The 21,577-nt window shown below is 71.0% G+C and carries 20 protein-coding genes and 1 riboswitch; of the genes, 10 read left to right on the top strand and 10 right to left on the bottom strand.

The genetic code is table 11. The features are described from left to right. Nucleotides 1-24: 24 nt before the first annotated feature. The 7 genes from ABEA33_RS25010 to ABEA33_RS24980 form a co-directional block, all read right to left on the bottom strand. Nucleotides 25-240, bottom strand: a complete 216-nt coding sequence (locus ABEA33_RS25010; protein WP_345529827.1) for a Flp family type IVb pilin — start codon at nucleotides 238-240, stop codon at nucleotides 25-27. Between the two features lie 334 nt (nucleotides 241-574). Further along, complete coding sequence (locus ABEA33_RS25005; protein WP_345529826.1) at nucleotides 575-1,816, bottom strand: M48 family metallopeptidase; 1,242 nt, start codon at nucleotides 1,814-1,816, stop codon at nucleotides 575-577. After that, nucleotides 1,813-3,084 carry a hypothetical protein gene (locus tag ABEA33_RS25000; RefSeq protein ID WP_345529825.1) on the bottom strand — a complete coding sequence of 424 codons (1,272 nt, stop codon included), beginning with the start codon at nucleotides 3,082-3,084 and terminating at the stop codon, nucleotides 1,813-1,815. Before ABEA33_RS25000 ends, ABEA33_RS25005 begins: the two co-directional genes overlap by 4 nt. Before the next feature lie 23 nt (nucleotides 3,085-3,107). Further along, nucleotides 3,108-4,091, bottom strand: a complete 984-nt coding sequence (locus tag ABEA33_RS24995) for a C40 family peptidase (protein WP_345529824.1) — start codon at nucleotides 4,089-4,091, stop codon at nucleotides 3,108-3,110. Between the two features lie 13 nt (nucleotides 4,092-4,104). Continuing rightward, nucleotides 4,105-4,302: riboswitch (cyclic di-AMP (ydaO/yuaA leader) on the bottom strand. 184 nt (nucleotides 4,303-4,486) lie between these two features. Next, nucleotides 4,487-4,693, bottom strand: coding sequence for a hypothetical protein (locus ABEA33_RS24990; RefSeq protein ID WP_345529823.1), 207 nt, complete (start codon nucleotides 4,691-4,693; stop codon nucleotides 4,487-4,489). A 65-nt stretch (nucleotides 4,694-4,758) separates the two neighbouring features. Continuing rightward, entirely contained in the window at nucleotides 4,759-6,036 is a 1,278-nt protein-coding gene (locus ABEA33_RS24985; RefSeq protein ID WP_345529822.1) for an NYN domain-containing protein, read from the bottom strand. Between the two features lie 11 nt (nucleotides 6,037-6,047). Next, complete coding sequence (locus tag ABEA33_RS24980) at nucleotides 6,048-6,314, bottom strand: hypothetical protein (RefSeq protein WP_345529821.1); 267 nt, start codon at nucleotides 6,312-6,314, stop codon at nucleotides 6,048-6,050. 98 nt (nucleotides 6,315-6,412) lie between these two features. Here ABEA33_RS24980 and ABEA33_RS24975 point away from each other — a divergent pair, with 98 nt between their 5' ends. The 7 genes from ABEA33_RS24975 (at nucleotide 6,413) to ABEA33_RS24945 (ending at nucleotide 16,432) form a co-directional block, all read left to right on the top strand. Next, nucleotides 6,413-8,191, top strand: a complete 1,779-nt coding sequence (locus ABEA33_RS24975) for a DEDD exonuclease domain-containing protein (RefSeq protein WP_345529820.1) — start codon at nucleotides 6,413-6,415, stop codon at nucleotides 8,189-8,191. 89 nt (nucleotides 8,192-8,280) lie between these two features. Next, nucleotides 8,281-8,979, top strand: coding sequence for a glycosyltransferase family 2 protein (locus ABEA33_RS24970; protein ID WP_345529819.1), 699 nt, complete (start codon nucleotides 8,281-8,283; stop codon nucleotides 8,977-8,979). Beyond that, entirely contained in the window at nucleotides 8,976-9,338 is a 363-nt protein-coding gene (locus tag ABEA33_RS24965) for a DUF2304 domain-containing protein (protein ID WP_345529818.1), read from the top strand. Before ABEA33_RS24970 ends, ABEA33_RS24965 begins: the two co-directional genes overlap by 4 nt. Then, nucleotides 9,331-10,251, top strand: coding sequence for a glycosyltransferase (locus tag ABEA33_RS24960; RefSeq protein WP_345529817.1), 921 nt, complete (start codon nucleotides 9,331-9,333; stop codon nucleotides 10,249-10,251). Before ABEA33_RS24965 ends, ABEA33_RS24960 begins: the two co-directional genes overlap by 8 nt. A gap of 10 nt (nucleotides 10,252-10,261) precedes the next feature. Beyond that, complete coding sequence (locus ABEA33_RS24955; RefSeq protein WP_345529816.1) at nucleotides 10,262-11,749, top strand: DUF2142 domain-containing protein; 1,488 nt, start codon at nucleotides 10,262-10,264, stop codon at nucleotides 11,747-11,749. Continuing rightward, a complete protein-coding gene (locus ABEA33_RS24950) occupies nucleotides 11,746-12,024 on the top strand; it encodes an Lrp/AsnC family transcriptional regulator (RefSeq protein ID WP_345529815.1) in 279 nt (92 codons plus the stop codon). The genes ABEA33_RS24955 and ABEA33_RS24950 overlap by 4 nt, the downstream gene beginning before the upstream one ends. A gap of 136 nt (nucleotides 12,025-12,160) precedes the next feature. After that, nucleotides 12,161-16,432 (top strand): Ig-like domain repeat protein, encoded by a 4,272-nt coding sequence (locus tag ABEA33_RS24945; protein ID WP_345529814.1) that lies wholly within the window; start codon nucleotides 12,161-12,163, stop codon nucleotides 16,430-16,432. A gap of 13 nt (nucleotides 16,433-16,445) precedes the next feature. On the opposite strand, the gene trpD is transcribed toward ABEA33_RS24945, so the two are convergent. From trpD to ABEA33_RS24930, 3 genes are read right to left on the bottom strand one after another with little or no spacing between them, the layout of a single operon-like run. Continuing rightward, nucleotides 16,446-17,474: an anthranilate phosphoribosyltransferase gene (trpD, locus tag ABEA33_RS24940; protein WP_345529813.1), complete on the bottom strand. Its 1,029-nt coding sequence runs from the start codon at nucleotides 17,472-17,474 to the stop codon at nucleotides 16,446-16,448. Beyond that, nucleotides 17,471-17,890 (bottom strand): Rv3143 family two-component system response regulator, encoded by a 420-nt coding sequence (locus tag ABEA33_RS24935; RefSeq protein ID WP_345529812.1) that lies wholly within the window; start codon nucleotides 17,888-17,890, stop codon nucleotides 17,471-17,473. Before ABEA33_RS24935 ends, trpD begins: the two co-directional genes overlap by 4 nt. A gap of 10 nt (nucleotides 17,891-17,900) precedes the next feature. After that, nucleotides 17,901-18,869, bottom strand: coding sequence for a cytochrome c oxidase assembly protein (locus ABEA33_RS24930; RefSeq protein WP_345529811.1), 969 nt, complete (start codon nucleotides 18,867-18,869; stop codon nucleotides 17,901-17,903). A gap of 73 nt (nucleotides 18,870-18,942) precedes the next feature. Here ABEA33_RS24930 and ctaE point away from each other — a divergent pair, with 73 nt between their 5' ends. Genes ctaE through qcrA form a run of 3 tightly spaced genes read left to right on the top strand, consistent with a single transcriptional unit; the run spans nucleotide 18,943 to nucleotide 21,575 of the window. Beyond that, nucleotides 18,943-19,581 carry an aa3-type cytochrome oxidase subunit III gene (gene ctaE, locus ABEA33_RS24925; protein ID WP_486348359.1) on the top strand — a complete coding sequence of 213 codons (639 nt, stop codon included), beginning with the start codon at nucleotides 18,943-18,945 and terminating at the stop codon, nucleotides 19,579-19,581. A 33-nt stretch (nucleotides 19,582-19,614) separates the two neighbouring features. Beyond that, nucleotides 19,615-20,490 (top strand): cytochrome bc1 complex diheme cytochrome c subunit, encoded by an 876-nt coding sequence (gene qcrC, locus ABEA33_RS24920; RefSeq protein WP_425577474.1) that lies wholly within the window; start codon nucleotides 19,615-19,617, stop codon nucleotides 20,488-20,490. Then, the gene (gene qcrA, locus ABEA33_RS24915) at nucleotides 20,487-21,575 is read left to right on the top strand and encodes a cytochrome bc1 complex Rieske iron-sulfur subunit (protein WP_425577473.1); all 1,089 of its coding nucleotides are present in this window, start codon (nucleotides 20,487-20,489) and stop codon (nucleotides 21,573-21,575) included. The genes qcrC and qcrA overlap by 4 nt, the downstream gene beginning before the upstream one ends. Nucleotides 21,576-21,577 lie beyond the last annotated feature (2 nt).

Here is a 21,577-nt window from a genome sequence, read left to right as displayed (position 1 = left end):
CGGCCGAAGTCGGTGTGTGATCGATCAGGTGCAGCTGTTGCTGGTGCTCTGACCGTCGGCCTGGATCGTGGCGCACGTGTCGTTGAACGTGTCGCTGATCATGCCGCCGAAGAGGAAGACGACGGCGACGATGAGGGCCGCGATACCGGCCACGAGCAGGCCGTACTCGACGGCGGAGGCTCCGGCCTCGTCACGGTCGACGCGACGGGCCTGGAGGAGGTTGCGCAGGTGCTCCAACATGGGTGAATCCCTTCAAGTTCGCACCGGGCCGGTGGAGGTACCGGTTCTGCCGGTCTGGGGCGTGCCCCGTTGAAGGGAATCGTCGTCTCCCCAGCGGTTGAGCGGGATCGGGTGATGGTCTCGACCGGAGTAGTCCGTTCGGGCCATGCCCGTCGGCCGAAGGTCCAGCCGCACGACCTGACGGTCGGGCGTCGACGTACGGTCACGCGATCGCGTGACAGTGGTGGCGGGCGGCGGTGCGTGGGCAACCGTTCCAGAACGCACAACGGTTGCTGGCTCACCGCAGGCCCCGCGGCACCTACCTCGATGCACCCGCCGAGCTTCGTCCCCCGCCCTAGAACCCGCGCTCGTCAAGCTGGCGCGCGATCGCGATCCGGGTCAGGCCGAGGGGATGCGACCCGAACCAGAACTGCGTGATCCGCGGCGGCATCGGATCGGCGAGCGAGCGCAGCGCGAGCTGGCGCTGGACGGCCTCGAAGGCGGCGGCGTCGTGGGTGACCTCGAGCGCGTCGACGTCGGCGCGGGTCTCGATCTGGCGGCTGATCGTGTTCTGGACCGGTGACGCGAGCAGGGTGCCGATCGCCAGGAGCGCGAGCATCAGCGGTACGACGGCCGGGTCACGCATCGGGGGACGTCCCCGCGCTGCCAGGGCTCCGAGCACCAGAGCCAGCAGGCCGATGCCGAAGACCGCGCCGGCGGCACCCAGCAGCGACCCCGTGCGTACGTCGTCGTGCTTGGCGTGCGCGAGCTCGTGGGCGACCACGGAGAGCGCTTGGTCGCGCGGGACGTCGTCGACGAGGTTGTCGTAGAGGACGACCCGCCGGGTGCCACCGAAGCCCGACACGTAGGCGTTCAGCGTGGTCGTACGCCGCGACGCGTCGGCGACCAGCACGTCATCGACCGGCACGCCCTCACGCTCGGCCAGCTGGAGGACCTCCGTGCGCAGCGGCCCGTCGGGGAGGGAGGTGAAGTCGTTGAAGATCGGCTCGACGATCACCGGGTAGACGAAGGATCCGAGCAGCACCAGGATGCCGAGCAGCCCGCCGGCGACGGCCGGCCAGGCGCGGCTCCAGCGCCGGGCGCAGCCGACGAGCACCACCAGCAGCACCGAGGTCGCCACGATCTGCACGGCCTCGGTGCGCACCAGGTCGGCCGCGAACCCGCTCCATGCCTGGTTGCTGAGTCCGTTGTCGAGCACGTGGCGCCGCATCAGCACCGCGAACGGCAGCGTGATGACCCGCCCGATGACCACGACCGCGGCGACCGCCAGCACGACCCGCACCCACCACCAGCCCCGCAGCAGTCCGACCAGCCGCGGTCCCCAGCGGCTGAAGCCGAGCACGCACGACACCACCAGCGAGACCGCGAGCGAGCTCCAGCTCCAGACGCGTGCCCACCGCGCGTAGTCCTCACCGCGGGCGATCTCCGCGGCGGTGAAGACCGATGACGCGGGCGCCGGATCGGGGGTGCCGCCGGGCACCGGGTGCCAGGGCACCAGCAGCACGGCGAGCACGACGAACGCGAGGCCGCCGACGAGCGTGACGACGAGGGCAATGCGACGGTCGGGAGCGATCATGCGGCCAACCCTGACAGCAGGTCCCGCCACTCGGCGGTCAGCTCGGGCACGGAAAGGTCCGCCTCTGCCCGGAGGGCGGCACCCACCGACTGGCCCCGGTCGACGGCGCGGTAGAAGGCGACCAGGGCCGGCTCCCCGCGCTGCTCGGCGAGCACCTTGCAGGCCAGCCAGGCGCTCTCGTACGTCGCGCCCAGCCGCGGCGTACGCGTGCCGAACGCCGCGGCGTCCGGGAGCTGGCGCGGCGGACCGCTGCGTCGTACGGCGGCGATGATCTGGGCCGCCGACTGCTCGACCGGCAGGTCGACGTCGCGCAGCGCCACGTAGTCGGCGAAGCCCTCCAGCAGCCAGAGCGGCGTCCGGCTGTCCCAGGCGCCCGCGGCGACGTGGGTGGCCTCGTGGCTCATCACCACCTGGGCCCCGGTGCGCTGCAGGCTCCCGAAGACCTCGGGGTTGGCGAAGACGTGGACGGGCGCGTCCGGGACCGTCGACCCGTCGGCCGACGTCGTCACCGCCGCGATCTGGTCGTAGTCGCCGTCGGCGGCGCCCAGGGCCTGCTCGAGCCCGTCCGTCGACGCGGGCACCTCGACGACCAGGCCGCGACGCCAGGCGGGCAGCACCGCGCGCACGACCGGCACCGCGGCCTCGGCACGGGCGGCGTAGCGGTCGGCCTCCCGGGGACCCCCAGCGACGACGACCAGGGTCGACGGGGTGCGTCGCACCTGGACCGGGCCGGAGAGCCACACGGGTGAGACCCGCCCGCCACCGCCGAAGCCTGTGAGCGCGACCCGGTCGCCGACGTCGACGAGGTGCGCGTCGATCTCGGCTCGGGCCGAGACCCGGTCGAACCCACGGAAGCGCCAGACCGCGTCGACGGCCGCGTCCCAGGCACCGTCGGAGGAGGGAGCGCCGTCGTCGTCGACGTAGCGCACCGAGAAGTCGGACACGTCCAAGGCCTCGGCGTTCGCGACCAGGGCTGCCAGGATGTCCCCGGCGGCGGGATCGTCCGCGGGAGCGAGCGCGCGTGCCGCCTCCCGGTCCCCGTCGCGTACGGCGCTCGCGAACGCCGCCAGCGTGCCGCCGGCGAGCGTCCGGTCGACGCTCGGCGCAGCAGCCGGCGGCCTCGGCGCGACGTACGGGTCGTCGCGGGTGAGCGACCAGGCCAGCAGGCCGGACGCCACGAGCAGGCAGAGCACTCCCCCGAACAGCAGAGGGCCGGTCGCCCACCATCGGGGGCGACCGGCCTTCACTCGCTGGTCGAGGCTGCTCACCTCGGCATTGTGTCTCGTGAGTCCTAGCCGGGTCGCACCGCGCCCGAGTAGGGCATCGAGGAGACCGAGGAGACGACGACGCCGGTGCCGGGGTTGGCAGCGTGCACGATCATGCCGTTGCCGATGTACATGCCCACGTGGCTGATCGGGCTGTAGTAGAAGACCAGGTCGCCCGGCTGCAGGTCGCCCATGGCGATGTGCGGTCCGCTGCCGAACTGGGCGCTGGACGAGTGCGGCAGGCCGACGCCCGCCTGGGCCCAGGCCATCATGGTCAGGCCCGAGCAGTCGAAGGCGTTGGGGCCGGCGGCGCCGTACACGTAGCTGTCGCCGACCTGGGCGAGCGCGTACTGGACGGCAGCGGCCGCACGACCGGAGGCGGGCACGTCGGACGGGACCCGTACGACGCCGCGCGAGAGCATCTCCTCGCGCTCCTTCTCCTTCAGGTCACCGAGGACGGTCTTGGCCTCGGCGAGCTTGTCGTCGACGATCGCCTTCTCCTTGGCGAGCTGCTTCTCCGTCTCGGCGACGTCGGCGGCGCGCTTCTCGGTGGCGTCCTGCCGGATGCCGAGCGCCTCGGCCTCGGTGGCGTACTTGTCGAACAGCTGCGACTGGAGGTCGTTGAAGGCCGACATCGTCGACAGCTGCGCGAGGAAGGTCTGCGGGTCGTCGGAGACGACGACCTGACCGACGTTGGACAGGCTCTCGCCCTCGTACTGACGCACGATCGAGTCCTGGACCTGGTCGCGAACGTCCTCGAACGCGGCGTCCTGGCGGTCCTGGTCTGCCTCGAGGGAGTCCAGGTCGCCCTGCAGGTCGCGCAGCTCGAGCTTGGCGTCGTTGTAGCGCTCCTGGGCCTGCTCGGCCTCGTGGTAGAGCCGGTCGACACGCTTCTGCACGTCGTCGATGTTCGGCTCGGCCTGAGCGGGGGTCGAGGGCATGAAGCCGACAGCGGCGATCATGGCGCAACCCGAGAGCATGGTGATGAGGCGCTTCCGGCTCTTCTGCACGAGCAGGAGTTCTCCCTTGTACGTCGTACGCCTACCGGGTGAGCTGACGGATTCGGGCACGACATTTGCCCTACCCCGGTCCGGCTCCGACACAGGTGGTCGAGTCCTTCGCGGGGATTCACCCCTGGCAGCGGGCTGGCCCGCCACCGATGGTTCCCCGGCTCCGGGCTCCTCGACAGGTCGACGAGTCCGGACTCAGCGCGGTGGCCGCGCAAATCCGAGTGATTCACTCCCCGGCCACCTGAACGCCTGAGGCTAGTCGGAGAGGTACGGACCAGCCAAACTTTCAACCGGTGTCGCGCCGGTTTTTACAGTGAGTTTGTGCACGCCCCGTCCGAATCCGGACCGCACGTGTCCCATGCGTCACATCCGTCACACCGGTCACAGGGGCCCGATCAGGCCGACTCCAGGTGCGGCGGGTCGACGGGCCGGACCAGCCGCAGCGGCGGCACCAGTCCGCTCTCCGCCAGGACGTCGAGCGCGCGCTGCTCGTCGTCGTCGAAGGTGAGCTCGGGGGGTGGGCCCAGCAGCACCGTGACCACACAGTCGTGGCAGTGCAGCCCGCGTACCTCGCAGGTGTCGCAGTCGATTGTCGTCCTCATGTCAGGAACGGTGACAGGGACCACCGACAACGGGGACCGGTCGGACCGGAGCCCGGCGTGTCGGCTCAGCGAGCGATGAGCGACAGGAGCGCGTCCGGGTCGACCACGCGCGCCCCGTCGCGGGCGACGTCGACCGCGATCTCGCGGTCCGCGGTGACCACCAGGACCACCCGGCCGGTCGGCTCGACCGCCACCAGGTCGCGGATGACGTCGTCGGCGATCACGCCGCGCGGGCTGTAGAGGACGCGTACGCCGCGCGGGGCGACGACCGGCGGCCGGTGGTCCGTCTCGGCGGCGTCGAAGACCACTGTCGTCTCGGCGCCGGTGCGCGCGACCAGGGCCGCCAGCGCCGCGGTCAGCCGGTTGCGCTGAGCCTCCAGCGACGAGCTCGGCCAGGCCCGCTTGCTGACGTTGTAGCCGTCGACGAGCAGGCGTGCCCGCGGCATGTGGAGGTACTGCTCCAGCAGTCCCGGGTCCGCGGCCCCGAGGGCGCCGGCCGAGCTCGGTGTCCGTACGCCGGCGGCCGCGACGTCCGCCTCGACCCGGTCGGCCGGTGTGCCCTCGACGGTCGGGAGGCCGAGCTCGCGGCGCAGCCCGGTGGCCGCGTCGATCACGGACTCGAGGAGCAGGCGGGCCCGGACCGTCGCCTCGTCGCGCTCCGTGCGGGCATCGCGTCGGGCCTGGACGCCTTCGGCGTCTCGTCGCTCGACCTGGCCACGCAGCTGCCGGTTCTCCTTCTCGAGGGCCGCGACGCGGGACTCGGTCTCGGCGCGCAGCCGTGCGACCTCTGCCTCGCCCCGGTCGGCTCTCGCCCGGGACTCCCGCTCGGCGGCGCGCGCCTCACCGAGCCGGCGCCGCAGGGAGGCGTGCTCGGCCTGGTGCTCCGCCCGGAGCTCGTCCTCGCGTGCCTGCTGGGCGGCGCGCAGCTCGCGCACCGACTGCTCGGCGTCGGCGAGCCGCTTGCGCAACCGCTCGAGTTCGCGGCTCTCGCCGACCGTCACGGACTCCTCGATCCGGGCGACCCGTGCGGCCAGGGCCTCCGCCCATCCGTCCGGCCGCGTCAGCCACAGGCGCGCGGCCACCGCCACGTCGTCGGCTTCGTCGGGCTCCGGTCGCGCGGCGACCTGGACTCCGACCCGCTCCCTCACCTCGTCGTCGACGAGCGCCTCGGCGATGGCACTCGCCCCGAGCCGGGCCCGCCGCGCGGGGGCGAACGTCGCCAGTCGTCGTACGGCGGGAGGAAGCGTGGGCACGTCGGGCAGCACGTCGGCCACCTGGGCGACGACGCGGGTGCGGACGGGCTCGGGCAGCCCGGCCAGCTCTAGAGGCTCGGCGGCGGACACGGTGGGCTCCGTCAGCTCGTCTCGAGCTGAGCCGGCTCGCGCTCCGCCGCCTCGTATCGGTCGACGAGCTCGATCGCGTCGGAGCGGCCGCACCAGCGACAGGACACCTGCTCGACCGACTCGGTGCGCAGCTCGGTCTCCTCGACCTGGTGCTCGCCCGCGAGGTCGAAGTGCCAGAACTCGGTCGTACGGCGGGTCCGGGTCACGTCGAAGCGGGTGAGGTTGCCGCAGCCGGCGCACCGCCAGCGCTGCCCGTCGCCGGGGATGGTCAGGGCCATCGCACCTCCTCGGACACGTCTGCGGTCGAGTCCCACCCTACGGGTGGGTGCCGCGCGGCGCCGCCGGATTGTCGGTGGCCGCCTCTAGCGTCCCAGACATGAGCAGTTGGGAGGTGCAGCGCAGCTTCGACGAGCTGGGCCGACCACTGCGCGACATCACCTTCTGCGTGGTCGACCTCGAGACCACCGGTGGCTCGGCCGAGGGCGGCTCGATGATCACCGAGATCGGCGCGGTCAAGGTCCGCGGCGGCGAGGTGCTCGGCGAGTTCCAGACCCTGGTCAACCCGCGCACCGAGATCCCGGCGTTCATCGCGGTCCTGACCGGCATCACCAACGGCATGGTGTCCGACGCCCCGCCCATCGAGGCGGCCCTCCCGGCGTTCCTCGAGTTCGCCTCCGGATGCGTGCTCGTCGCGCACAACGCGCCGTTCGACGTGGGCTTCCTCAAGCACTTCGCCGAGCAGCAGGGCCGACCGTGGCCGCGCTTCGAGGTGCTCGACACCGCCAAGCTGGCCCGCCGGGTGGTCACCCGCGACGACGCACCCAACTGCAAGCTCTCCTCGCTGGCCAAGGCGTTCAACTCCGCGACGACGCCCAACCACCGGGCGCTGTCCGACGCCCGCGCGACCGTCGACGTGCTGCACGGCCTGATGGAGCGGCTCGGCGGCGTCGGCGTGCACACCTTCGAGGAGCTCTCGACGTTCTCGTCGCGGGTCACCACTGCCCAGCGCAAGAAGCGGCACCTCGCCGAGGGACTGCCGCACGCCCCGGGCGTCTACCTCTTCCGCGACGACCGGGCGCGGGTGCTCTACGTCGGCACCTCACGGGACCTGCGCAGCCGGGTCCGCTCCTACTTCACCGCCTCCGAGACCCGGTCCCGGATGGGCGAGATGGTCGGGATCGCCAGCGTCGTCGATGGCATCGAGTGCGCGACCGGGCTCGAGGCCGAGGTCCGCGAGCTGCGACTGATCGCCGAGCACAAGCCGCGCTACAACCGGCGGTCCCGCTTCCCGGAGCGGGTCCACTTCGTGAAGCTGACCCGCGAGCCGTGGCCGCGGCTGTCGCTGGTGCGCCGGGTGCTCGACGACGACGCCGACTACCTCGGGCCGTTCTCGTCGAAGAAGACCGCCGAGAAGTGCCTGGCCGCGCTGCACGACACCTTCCCGATCCGCCAGTGCTCCGACCGGATGGCCCGCGACCCCCGGGACAGCCGCAGCCCCTGCGTGCTGGCCGAGATGGGCCGCTGCCTATCCCCCTGCGACGGCAGCGTCGACGAGGCGACCTACGCCGCGGTCGTTCGGCAGCTGCGCGACACCCTGCTCCAGCGCCCTGACGAGGTCGTCGACGCGATCAACGCCCGGATGGCCGCGCTCGCCGAGGACGAACGGTTCGAGGAGGCCGGCAACCACCGTGACCGGCTGGCCGCCTTCGTGCGTGCCGCCGCTCGCACCCAACGGCTCTCCGCGCTCACCCGGTGCCCGGAGATCATCGCGGCGCGCCGTGACGAGCCGGGCCGCTGGGAGGTGCACGTCGTACGCCACGGGCGCCTGGCCGCCGCCGGGGTGATCCCGCCGGGCGCCGATGCCGCCGGCTTCGTCGCGACGCTGCGGATGTCGGCCGAGACGGTCCTCTCCGGCCCCGGGCCGGTCCCCGCCGCGACCGCCGAGGAGACCGAGAAGATCCTGCGCTGGCTGGAGTCCCCCGGCATCCGCCTGGTCGACGTCGACGGCGAGTGGACCTGCCCGGTCGCCGGTGCGACCCGCCACCTCGCCGTGCACGACGCCGTCAACCAGTCCCGGTTGTCGCTCGTGCCCTTCGATGACCGTCGCGCACTCAGCACGGTGCACCAGCCCCCGTCCCTTGGCGTTCGCTCATAGCCCGTTCGGGCTACTGCCCCTCGGACGAAGGGCTCTTTCCGCTTCCGACCCCTCCCTCGGCACGTGCCGACGCGCCTAGGCTCCGCGACGTGGAGCCCCGCGATCTCTCGGACGTCTGGGTGCTGGTCCCCGTCTTCAACGAGGCGCCGGCCCTGGGTGGCGTGCTGCACGACCTGCTGCAGGTGTTCCCGAACGTCGTGTGCGTCGACGACGGCAGCAGCGACGGATCCGACCTGGTTGCACGAGCTCACGGCGTTGCCGTGCTCCGGCACGCGATCAACCTGGGCCAGGGCGCGGCGCTGCGGACCGGCCTGGAGTTCGCCCGCTCCGAACCGGATGCGTCCTACGTCGTCACGTTCGACGCGGACGGCCAGCACTCCGTGGCGGACGCCCTCGCCATGGTGGAGGTGGCGATGGCGGAGGACGTGGACGTGGTCCTCGGATCGCGAACCCAGGGCCGCGCCGTCGACCAGCCTCGGACGAAGGCGCTGCTGCTCAAGGCCGGCCTCAGGTACGCCCGTTGGTCGAGCGGCCTCGAGCTCACCGACACCCACAACGGCCTGCGCGTGCTCAACCGACGCGCGTTCGAAGCCCTCGAGCTCCGCCAGCGCCGGATGGCCCATGCGAGCGAGCTCGAGCGTCTGATCGCCTCGAACAAGCTGACCTGGCGCGAGCACCCCATCTCGGTGACCTACTCGGAATACTCCATGAGCAAGGGCCAGTCCAACCTCAACGCGTTCAACGTGCTGTTCGACCTCTTCGCCGCGCGACTGGACTCACCGTCGTGATCATCAAGGTGGTGCTCGTCGTCGGAGCGGTCGTCGGAGCGGTCTGGTTGCTCCGCGGCTCTCGGCACGCGGGCCGGCTGGCGTTCACCCGGGTCTGCTCCCTTGCCTTCGCAGCGGCCTGGATCGTCGCGGTGTTGTTTCCCGGGCTCGTGACGACCGCGGCCAATCTGGTGGGGGTCGGTCGCGGCACGGACCTCGTGATCTACGCGCTCGTGCTGGTCGTCCTCTTCAGCGGGCTGAGCCAGTACCGCCGCACGCGCGAGCTCGAGAGCCAGCTGGCTGAGCTGACGCGCGCCCTCGCGCTGGCGAACCGGCAGGACGGACGGCGCCGCGAACCGGTCGAGGCAGACCATGTCTGACGATGCCGTCGTCGGATTCATGGTCCCCCACCACGGGTCGTTCACGTACCTGCGCGCCGCGGTCGAGAGCGCCCTGGCACAGTCGGACGAGCGCTGGAGCATGACCGTCGTGGAGGACGGCGCGGACCGCCGTGTCGGTGCGTGGCTCCGCTCTCTCGACGACCCTCGCATCGTGCATGAGCAGAACCCGGTCAGGCTCGGCATCGCCGGGAACTTCCAGCGCTGCCTGGACCTCAGCCGGACGATGTACGTGACGTTCCTCGGCAACGACGACATCCTGCTCCCCAACTACGTCGAGACCATCGTCTCTGCGACGGCGGCATACCCGAGGGCCACGGTCGTCCAGCCACGCGTCCAGGTGATCGACGCCGACGGACAGCTGTGCTGGCCGATCGCAGACCGCGTCAAGGCCAGGATGGCTCCGCAGCCACGTCAGGCCGTGGAGCTGGCGGGCGAACCCCTGGTCACCTCCCTGATGCGCGGGAACTGGACCTACTTCCCCTCGCTGTGCTGGCGCCGGGAGCACATCTCGTGGCTGGGCTTCCGTCAGGACCTCCCGACGACCCTCGACCTGGCTCTGCTCGCGGACGTCCTGATCGCGGAGGGCACGATGGTGATGCTGCCGGAGGTTGCCTTCCAGTACCGCCGGCACGCTGCAAGTGCGTCGTCCGCGGCCGCTCGCGACGCCGACCGCTTCGGCGAGGAGGCGGCACTCCTGGACGAGCTGGCGGTCCGTTGCCACACACGTGGCTGGGAGCGGGCGTGCCGAGCGGCCCGGGTCCGGCTGACGTCGCGTCTCCACGCAGCACAGATCGGCCTCGCGGCCGCGCACGGCAGGGACTGGGGCCGGACCGGCACCGCGCTCTCCCACGCGCTGACCCCGTCGGCGCACGCGCGGCAGACGACGTCGTGAGTGCCCGCCGATGACGAGTCCTCGGCGGAGAACCTCCGCGTTCGTGCTGCTCGGCATGCTGCTCCTGCAGGCGGCCTGGATGCTCGTCGTACCCGCCTTCCGTGGACTCGACGAGCACGACCACGCCTACAAGGCAGCTGCTGTGGCACGGGGAGACTGGTCGACCACGCACGAGGGGCTACGCGGCCAGTGGGGCGAGCTGGTCGAAGTCCCCCGCGACCTGGTGGCCGCTGCCCGTCCGGTGTGCGAGTCGCTCAGCTACACCACGTCCGCCAACTGCACCGCGTACCGGGCCGGTCCCGACGATCAGGTGGAGGTCACCAGCTCGGCGGCGAGGTACAACCCGGTCTTCTACTTCGTCATCGGCTCCGTGGCACGGCCCTTCAGCGGCGACGCGGCGCTGTATGCGATGCGCGCCGCCGCCGCGATGATGTGCGCGGTGATGCTCGCGCTCGCGGCGGCGACGCTTCGAGGCCAGGACGGTCAGGGACGTTGGGCGGTCGTCGGGTTGGTCGCTGCGACGACACCCGTCGTCGTCTACTCGACGACGGTGGCAGCACCCAACGGCCTCGAGATGGCGTCGGCTGCAGTCGTGTGGGCAGCCGCGAGCCGACTCGCGACCGGTGGCGCTGGGGCACGTGGCCTGCTGGCTGCGGTGACGATCGGTGCCGTGCCCCTCGCGACCGTGCGCACCTTCGGTCCACTCTGGCTCTGCCTGATCCTCGTCGTCGTGCTGGTGGCGTACGGCACCGACCACGCACGACGACTCGTTCGACGTGCCGACGCCCGACTCGCCGCCGCGGTCATCGGGCTCGCCGTGATCGGTGGTCTCGCGTGGAGCGCGAGCGCCTCGACGAACGCTCCGCCGCCAGCGGACCAGACGGGAGCAGCAGCCTCGGTCTGGACGGTGCTTCCGGGCCAGGCGCTCCTGTGGCTGCTGCAGAGCGTCGGCGCGTTCCCGGCGCGCGACGACCCGGCGCCGCTGGTGGTCTACGCCGTGGTTCTCTCCGGGTGGGCGGTCCTGGTCGGCCTTGCCGCCCGACTCGCTGCACGGCGAGAACGAGCAGCGATCCTGACCGTCGTCGCGATCTCCGTCCTGCTGCCGAGCGCTGTCACGGTCGCCACGTACTCCGCGGTGGGCACGGCATGGCAGGGCAGGTACAGCTACCCGGTGGCCATGGGAGCGCTGATCCTTGCCGGCATCGTCCTGGATCGTGCCGACATCGCGTCGCATCGGGCGCTGAGGCTGACCGGCGCGCTGGCTGCCACCGGGATCGCGATCTCCCAGGTCGCCAGCCAGTTCCGCGTCCTCGGGCTCGACAACCCGACGGTCCCGCTGGCGAAAGCCGCGGACTGGCCGGTCCCCGCACCTGTCTCGGTCGCCGTCCTCACGATCGCCGGGGCACTCGCTCTCGGGTGCGCGACCACGGCCGGCGTGCCCAGGGCAACGCGGCGGCCAGTGCGTGCACCGCGGCCGGAGGTTAGGGTCGGCGGGTGATCACCGCCATCGTCTTCGTCAAGGCCGACGTCGCCCGCATCCCAGAGGTGGCCGAGGCCATCGCCGCCCTTGAGGGGATCAGCGAGGTCTACTCGGTGACCGGCCAGATCGACCTGATCGCGCTGGTCCGGGTCCGCGACCACGACGACGTCGCGTCGGTGGTGGCCGACAAGCTCAACAAGGTGCCCGGCGTGCAGGCTACCGAGACGCACATCGCCTTCCGGGCCTACTCCAAGCACGACCTCGAGTCGGCGTTCTCGCTCGGTCTCGACTGACCTATCCCCCGGGTGTCGGCCAAACGGCCACATCCCGTGGTCGGCGTGGGTCATCTTCGGACTCGACAGGCAGCTCACCCACCTTTTCGCCTCTACGCTCGGTCGACCTTCGACCGGTGGAAGCTGGAGGAACGTCGTGCTCGCTCGAGGAGTGCACGCCCGGGTCGCCGCAACGGTGGCGGCCCTGGCAGTCCTGGCGGCGCTCTGCGCCGCCCCACCTGCGTCGGCCGCACCGGCCGCGCCGACCGGGCTCACGCCCGGCATCGGCGACACCGTCGACGCGACACCCGTGCTGGGCTGGGACCGCGTCCCCGACGCCACCAGCTACGAGGTCGACATCTCGGCGGCCGCCGACTTCTCGACGAAGCTCGTCTCGACCATCAGCACGGTCAACCGGCGTGTCACCCCGACCATCCAGCTGCCGATGAGCGACCTGTACTGGCGGGTGCGCGCCAAGAGCACCACGGGGACCAGCGACTGGACGACCGCGTCCTTCTCGCGCAGTCGGCTGGCAGGCCCCGTCCTCCGGGCGCCTAGCGACGGCGAGCTGCTGGACCAGCCTTCCGAGCCGGTCGTCTTCCGATGGGACCCCGTGCCCGGAGCCACCGGCTACACGGTCGAGGTCGATCGCGGCCCGGACGTCGACTGGATCGGCACGATCAGCGGGACGACCCGGACGACCACGTCCACCCCCATCGCGATCGCCAGCGGCGAGTGGGCCTGGCGGGTGATCGCGACACTGGCGAGCGGGCAGCTGACCTTCCCGTCGGTGTCCCGCACGTTCACGCTCGGCGACCTCGACCCCGTTGTCGTGACCAGCCCGGCTGACGGCCAGGACCTCGAGGACGTCGTGCTCGACTGGGCTCCGGTGACAGGTGCACTGCGCTACGAGCTGCGAGTCAGCACCGACGACGAGTTCGCGAGCACCAACATCGTCGACGCCCGGACGGTCAAGGGGACGCGGTACTCCCCGCCGACGACATACGACGTCGACGACTACTGGTGGCAGGTGCGGGCGATCGACCCGCTCAGCGTCGCCGTGCCGTGGAGCGCCGTGCCGATCCACAGCTTCACCCGCACCTGGGACCCACTGGCGACGACCCAGGGGCATGGCATCGACCCCAACCCGGCGCCCGACCTCAACGGTGCACCGCGCCTCGTCTTCCCGCCCAACGCCCTCTCGCCGGCCGTGACCGGCGACATGTACTTCCAGTGGACGCCGGTACGGCACGCCACGACGTACCGACTCGATGTCGGGACCGACGAGTCGTTCTCGCCCGGCACCTTCAGCTCCTGCACCACCCCGCTCACCACGTTCACGCCGGAGCGGATGGGGGCGAACCAGTGTCTCCTCGGCCTCAACACCTCGCTGTACTGGCGGGTGAAGGCCCTCGACGGACCAGCGAACGTGCAGGGCTACTACTCGCCGATCGGTCGCTTCCGCTACTCACGCCAGCAGGTGCACCAGGTCGCCCCCGCTGACAACGAGCTCGTCGACCTGCCGAGCCTGCGCTGGGACCCGGTGGCCGGCGCCGAGAGGTACGCCGTCAGCGTGGTGTCGCACACCGGTGATTCCTACGGGACGACGACCTACTCGACCTCGTGGACCGTCCCCGACGAGCTCGACCCGGCGTCCGGCCCTTTCGAGTGGACCGTGCAACCCATCGGCAATGACGGCACCGCGACCCCGCTGACGATCGGCGCCAGCCGGACCTTCCGACTCACCGGCAACGTGCCGGAGACGGCTGTCGGCCCGCTCACACCGCTGGCGCAGGGCGCGGCGCCCACGGACCGCTTCCCCGCGCTGCGCTGGGAACCGCTGGACGGTGCGGCGACCTACCGGCTCTGGGTCGGGACCGCCGGAACGAACTCGTTCCACCCGGTGGACGGCGCGTTCGCCTATCCCGCCGCCACGGACGACGGGAAGCTCAACATCGCAGGCGGCAACTACGAGTGGTTCGTGCAGGCCTTCGACGAGGACGAGCACCTGATCGGCCAGATCGACGACAGAGGCGCCTTCACGGTCACCTCCCCCGCTCCCGTCACCGGCCACCAGGTCGCGATCAAGGGCAGCAGCCTCGACAGCGGATCGACCTGCACCTACAGCCTGCTCGACACCCCGGGACGGATCTGCCCGACCACCGCCGGCACCCCCGTCCTCAACTGGCAGCCGAATGCGGACGTGGCGTACTACCTGGTCTACGTATCCCGGGACCGCAACTTCCAGAATATGGTCTACGGCAGCTACTCCGACTCGACCGCGCTGCCGAAGACGGTGAGCACGCGCTGGACCAAGGCTGCGACGCTGCCCGAGAGCCAAGCAGGCACGGCCTACTACTGGTACATCCGACCTTGCAAGGCCCCCGGCGTCTGCGCCGCCGACCCCCTCCAGGCCAACCACGCCTTCGAGAAGCGATCCCCCCAGGTCATCACCGACCCGGTCCTCGAGACCTCCAGCGACATCACGTTCTCGTGGAGCGACTACCTCGCGACCAACCAGGCGGCGGCCCCGCATCCGGTGACCGGAGAGCGCTCCGACCAGGAGGCACGGACCTACCAGGTCCAGGTGTCCTTGACAGTCGGATTCGACCGCGTGATCGACGACGTGGTGGTCGACCAGACGACGTACACGGCGTACGGCAGGCTCTACCCGGAGGGCACGCTGTACTGGCGGGTCCGAGCGTACGACGGCGACAACCGCGCCCTCCCGTGGGGCGACACCCGGATGTTCGTGAAGGGCTCACCACGGCCCTCGCCGATCTCCCCGACCGGCGTCCTCTCGATGACCGATGCGTTTCGCTGGACTGCGCCCCCGTTCGCGGTCAGCTACGACGTCCAGGTCTACAAGCAGGCGGACACGACCGCGTCCCCGGTCAACAAGGTCATCGACGAGCGCGTGAGCGTGGCCGCCCTCGCCCCGCTCACGCCGCTGCCCGCTGGCACCGACTACGTGTGGCGGGTGCGCGGCGTCGACGACAGCGGCAACCCGGGTGGGTGGAGCGACTGGGCCGCCTACCGGATCGAGGGGGCCGCACCCATCCTCGACCTCCCGGCAGCCGATGGGACGATGCCGACCGCGGACGGCCTCTACACCTGGAACTCCGTTCCGGGGGCGACGACGTACAGGCTCGAGCGACGTGAGCTCACCGGCGCCGTCAAGGAGACGGTCACGACCGCTGCCCTGGCCTGGGCTCCGACGGCCAAGATCCCGGCCGGCGCGTGGCAGTGGCGAGTCACCGCCCTGGACGCAGGCGGGGCTGCCATCGCGTCGTCGGCCTGGCGCAACGTCACGGTCCAGGCCGGACCCATCGCGACCACCTTGCCCGTGGTGACCGGATCGGGCTCAGTCGGCGAGCTGTTGCACGGCAGCAACCCCATCTGGGACGTGCCCGATGTCGTCGCGACGTACCAGTGGCTGCGCAACGGCGGCGCGATCTCCGGCGCCACCGGAGTCGACTACGAGGTGGTGACCTCCGACGTCGGCAAGAGCATCTCGCTCCGCGTGACCGGCAACGTCGCCGGCTACGACCCGGCCACGGCCGTCAGCAACGCCGTCACCGGTGTGCTCGGTGCGACCACCAGCGCCGTGACGCCTCCCGCCATCAACGGCTCCGGTCGGGTGGGGACGACGCTCAACGCGACGCTGCCGGAGTGGGACCAGGCCGGGATCGCGACGACGTACCGTTGGCTGCGCGACGGCGTGGTCGCGAGCTCGGGCACGTTGTCCTACGCGGTGCGCGACAGCGATCTGGGCAGGACGATGACCTTCCAGGTCACCGGAAAGAAGGCCGGGTACGGCGATGCTGTCGTCACGACGCCAGGAGTCGTGGTCGCAGCTGGCGCAGCACCCAGCCCTTCGGTCCCGCCGACCATCACCGGTCAGCCCCAGGTTGGTCAGCGCCTCGGCGTCTTGCTCGGGTCCTGGGGCGCCGGGGTCCGGTACACCGTGCAGTGGCTGCGCGACGGCAACCCGCTGTCGGGCGCCACGACGACGACCTACACCCCGGTGGCGGCCGATGCGACGCACGCGCTGAGCGTGCTGGTCACCGCTACCCGCACAGGCTATGAGAGCGGCACCGCCACCACGGCTGCGGTGAAGGTCGCCCGGATGACCTCGACGACGACGCTCACCCTCCCCTTCACCACGCTCAAGGCGAAGGGAGGACGGAAGGCGAAGGTCAAAGCGACCGTCACCGTCACCGTCCCCGGGTGGCCGACGCCGTCGGGTCAGGTTCGGGTGCGCGACGGCAAGAAGGTCATCGCGACGGCGAAGCTGAAGAAGGACGGCACGGTCACCGTCAAGCTGAAGAACTTGAGAAAGGGCAAGCACCGGCTCGTCGCGACGTACGACGGCACGAGCACGGCCGCGAAGAGCACGTCGACCCGCCTGGTGCTGAAGGTCGTCTGACAGCGGCGCCGAATCAGCGGGCGGACGCGGCCACCCAGCGCTCGAGCGCAGCCTTGGCAGCTCCCGAGTCGACGGCCTCGGCCGCTCGCGCGAACCCGGCCACCAGAGCCGTCTGCGGGTCCTCGGTCGGGGTGTCGTGCACGGCGAGCGCCGCGGCCGCGTTGAGCAGGACGGCGTCTCGGACCGCCCCGGTCTCGCCGTCGAGCAGGCGTCGTACGACGTCCGCGTTGTGCGCGGCGTCGCCACCGCGCAGGGCCTCGGTGGTGCTGCGCGCGATGCCCAGCTCGGCGGGGTCGACCGTGGTCTCGGTGACCTGACCCTCGTGCACGCGCCAGACCCGGGACGTCGTGGTCGTGGTGAGCTCGTCGAATCCGTCGTCGCCGCGGAACACCCAGGCATCCACACCGCGACCGGCGAACACCCCGGCCATCACCGGCGCCTGCCGCGGGTCGGCGCAGCCGATCGCCTGGGCGCCCGCGCGGGCCGGGTTGGTCAGCGGGCCGAGCAGGTTGAACGTCGTGCCGATGCCGAGCTCGCGCCGCGCGACGGCGGCGTGTCGCATGGCCGGGTGGAAGGTCGCGGCGAAGCAGAAGGTGATGCCGGCCTCCTCGGCCACGGCCGCCACCCGGTCGGGGGTCAGGTCGAGCCGGATGCCGAGCTGCTCGAGCACGTCGGCCGAGCCGGACTTCGAGGACGCGGACCGGTTGCCGTGCTTGACGACCCGCGCACCCGCGCCGGCGGCCACGATCGCCGCCATCGTCGAGATGTTCACCGACATCGAGCGGTCTCCGCCCGTGCCGACGATGTCCAGCAGCCGGCCCGGGATCGAGAGCGGCGTCGCGACGGCGTACATCGCCTCGACCAGGCCGAGGACCTCGTCGATCGTCTCGCCCTTGGCGCGAAGCGCGACGGCGAAGCCGGCGATCTGCGCGGGGCTGGCCTCACCGGAGAGCAGTTCCCCCATCGCCCACGCGGTCTGCGACGCGTTCAGGTCGGTGCCGGCAACCAGCGCGCCGAGGACCTCCGGCCAGCTGTGGCTCACGTCGTGGCAGGGACGCGCGAGCGCAGCAGCGAGATGACCGTCTCCGCGAGCTGGATCGGGTCCAGCGGGTGCGGTACGGCGGCCTCGGCACGCGACCAGGTGGCCAGCCAGGCGTCCTGCGGCCGGCCGGTCAGCACGACCACCGGCGGGCACTGGTAGATCTCGTCCTTGAGCTGCTTCGCAATGCCCATCCCGCCGGCGGGCACGGCCTCGCCGTCGAGGATCGCCAGGTCGATCGTGCCGGCGTCCATGTTCTGGATCACGACCGGCTCGGTGGCCACCTCGACGTACTCGAGCTCGGGCAGGTCCGGGTGCGGCCTGCGGCCGAGGGCCAGGATGACCTGCTGGCGGGTGTTCACGTCGTCGCTGTAGACCAGCACCTTCAGGGGCGCGGTCGGGGAGGTCGAGTCGCTCACGTTCGGGAGCCTACCGGTCACCGTCGGCCGTGCGGGCGGATGCCGCGCGTTCTTGCTCGGCCCGTTCCCGCGCCTCGAGCAGGTCCAGCCGCCGGTCCTCGCGCTTCGCCTCCTGCATGGACTGCCGCACCCACTGCACGAACAGCACCCCGAAGAGCACCAGCGCGATCAGGTCGCCAGATCCCCAGAGGATGCCGCCGGCGAGGTGCTGGTCGTCGATCGGAGCGGGCAGCCAGCTGCCCATCGGGCCGTCGTGCAGGTTCGCGTAGTGGTCGCCGCCGATGATGTCCTCCTCGGCCATGATCGTGACGCCGAGGAACGCGTGGAACGGCAGGGTCAGCACGACCAGCAGCATCCGGAACGGGTAGCCGACCTTGCCCGGCAGCGGGTCGACGCCGACGATCGGCCAGAAGAAGAGACATCCCACGAGCACCAGGTGGATGTGCATCATCTCGTGGAGGTACGTCGAGTCGAGCGTGGCCGGGTACCAGCCCGAGAAGTAGAGCGCCCACGGCGAGATCACGTAGAGCAGGAACGTCAGCGGCGGGAAGGTCAGCACCCTCGCCACCCGCGAGTGGAGCACGACCAGCAGCCAGCGCCGCGGACCGGCGGGCAGCGTCCGCAGCGCGAGCGTGACCGGGGCACCGAGCGCCAGCGACATCGGGACCAGCATCGACAGGATCATGTGCTGGACCATGTGGACGCTGATCAGCGTGTCGTCGTACGTGCCGAGCCCGGACGCGGTCGCGAAGTAGAAGAGCCCCATCCCGATCGGCACGAAGGCGATCGTGCGGCCGACCGGCCACCGGTCGCCGCGCCGGTGGAGGGTGACCACTCCCCAGAGGTAGAGACCGGCCACCCAGACGGTCAGGACGAACGCGACCGGCTGCAGCGACCAGCCGGTCAGGACGGTCCCGAAGGTGAACCGGGGCAGGTCCGCACCGGTGTCGAGGACGGTCACGACCGCTGGGATGAGCACGTTGTGAACTTTATGACGCCGAAACGCAGGGGGTCGGGGTGCCCTCCCCCTCAGGTCACGACATAATGACCGCGTGGCGACAGCAACAGCGATCCCAGCCTCCCGTCTGCACGGGCACCACGACCGACCGAGCATGGTCTCGGTCGGCACGATCATCTGGCTCTCCAGTGAGCTGATGTTCTTCGCGGCCCTGTTCGCGTCGTACTTCACGATCCGGGCCGTGAGCCCCGAGCTGTGGGCCGACAACACCGCGATCCTGAACGTGCCGTTCGCCTCGGTGAACACCACGATCCTCGTGTTGTCGTCACTGACCTGCCAGCTGGGCGTCTTCGCCGCGGAGCGCGGCCAGGTCGGCCGCACCGGCTCGGTGTTCAACGTGAAGGGCTGGGGCCTGCGTGAGTGGTTCGTCCTCACGTACGTGATGGGCGCGGTCTTCATCGCCGGCCAGGCCACCGAGTACGCCTCGCTGGTCAAGGAGGGCGTCACGATCCAGGACTCGGCCTACGGCACGATGTTCTACCTCACCACCGGCTTCCACGGAATCCACGTGACCGGCGGCCTGATCGCGTTCCTGTTCGTGCTCGGTCGCACCCTGGTCGCCCGCAAGTTCACCCACGAGCAGGCCGTCAGCGCCATCGTCGTGTCGTACTACTGGCACTTCGTCGACGTGGTGTGGATCGGCCTCTTCGCCACGATCTACCTCGTCAAGTAGCCCCGAGCCGACCGACAAACGCAAGGACTCAAAGTGCGTCTCCTGAATCGATCCGCAGGTCGACTCTCGCGGCACCGCCGTGGCCCGCTCGCGGGTGTGCTCGTGATCATCGCGGGCCTGCTGCTCACCGGCGGCATCTTCACCGCCGTCGTCAACACCACCGCCCAGGCCGACGAGACCGTGTCCAACACCGAGCAGATCGCCCAGGGGCGTGACCTCTTCCTGGTCAGCTGCTCCTTCTGCCACGGCCAGAACGGCGAGGGCATCCGCGACGAGGACGGCGACTTCCTCGGGCCCCCGCTGATCGGAGTCGGCGCCGCAGCGGTCGACTTCCAGGTCGGCACCGGCCGGATGCCGATGGTCCAGCCCGGCGCGCAGGTGCCGAGCAAGCCCGAGACCTTCGACGACGAGGAGACCGCGGCGCTCGCGGCGTACGTCGCCTCGCTGGGCCCCGGCCCGGCGATCCCCACCGAGGACGACTACAGCATCGAGGGTCTGTCCGACGAGGAGCGCGAAGCGGCGATCACTCGCGGTGGCCAGATCTTCTTGACCAACTGCACCGCCTGCCACAACTTCGAGGGCTCTGGCGGAGCCATGCCGCACGGCGGCTACGCCCCGAACCTGGGCGAGACCAGCGCGCGGCACATCTACGAGGCGATGCTGACCGGCCCGCAGAACATGCCGAACTTCGCCAACGGCAACCTCTCCCCCGACGAGAAGCGCGACGTGATCGCGTACCTCTACTCGCTGCGCGAGATGCCCGACTACGGCGGCTTCGGCCTCGGCGGACTCGGCCCGGTGCCCGAGGGCATGGCGGCCTGGCTGCTCGGCATCGGGCTGCTGGTCGGCTTCGCGATCTGGATCGCGGCCCACACGACCCGTACGACCAAGAAGAAGGTGGACGCGTGAGCACCCCACCCGTGACCGACGGTCACAGCCACGACGAGCCGGTGGACGAGCACCTCCCCGCGCGCGACGACCTGTACGCCAATCCGGGTCTGGAAGAGCACCACTGGCGTCCGACGGACGTCGACCCCAAGGCTGAGAAGCGCGCCGAGCGCCAGGTCGCGGCCCTCTTCACCCTGTCCGCGGTCTGCACGATCCTGCTGCTGGTCTCGTACTTCACGATCGACGCCGATGACACGGTCGGCGGGCTCGGTGCGCAGAACCTGGTCTTCGGCCTGTGCCTCGCCGGCGCCCTGCTCGGCATCGGCATCGGCATCATCCAGTGGGCCCGCAAGCTGATGGCGGACGTCGAGATCATGGAGTACCGCCACCCGGCAGCGTCCTCCGAGGAGGACCGGGCGGCCACCATCCAGGCGCTCAGCGACGGCCTCGAGGAGTCCGGCATCGGCCGGCGCCCGCTGGTGCGCAACTCGCTGCTCGGTGCGCTCGGCCTGCTCGGCCTGCCTGCGGTCGTCTTCCTGCGCGACCTCGGCCCGACCAACGCCCAGGTGGTGGCCAACCCGCCGTTCCCGGGCTCCGGCCTCGAGCACACCGTGTGGACGAAGGGCATGCGCGTCGTCCGCGACGTCGTCGGCTCCCCGATCCGCCCGTCCGACCTCGAGATCGGCGACCTCGTGAACGCCGAGCCGGAGGCGCTGTTCAACGGCGGCGAGGACGGCGAGCCGATGGAAGGCGTCGCCCTCCAGGTCGCAAAGTCGAAGGGCGCGGTCGTCGTCGTACGCATCGAGCCCGACGAGATCACCGCCCCTCCGGGCCGGGAGAACTGGTCGGTCGACGGCATCCTCTGCTACTCGAAGATCTGCACCCACGTGGGCTGTCCGATCTCCCTCTACGAGCGGACCACGCACCACCTGCTCTGCCCCTGCCACCAGTCGACCTTCGACCTCGCCGACGGCGCTCGAGTGGTCTTCGGGCCGGCCGCCCGTCCACTCCCCCAGCTCGCGCTGGCGGTCGACAGCGAGGGCTACCTCGTTGCTCAGGCCGACTTCGACGAACCCGTGGGACCTAGCTACTGGGAGCGTGGCTGATC

Source organism: Nocardioides endophyticus (assembly GCF_039543845.1).
Lineage (GTDB): Bacteria > Actinomycetota > Actinomycetes > Propionibacteriales > Nocardioidaceae > Nocardioides > Nocardioides endophyticus.
The sequence above is the reverse complement of the archived record's forward strand: the minus strand, read 5'-3'. Positions and strand labels throughout refer to the sequence as shown.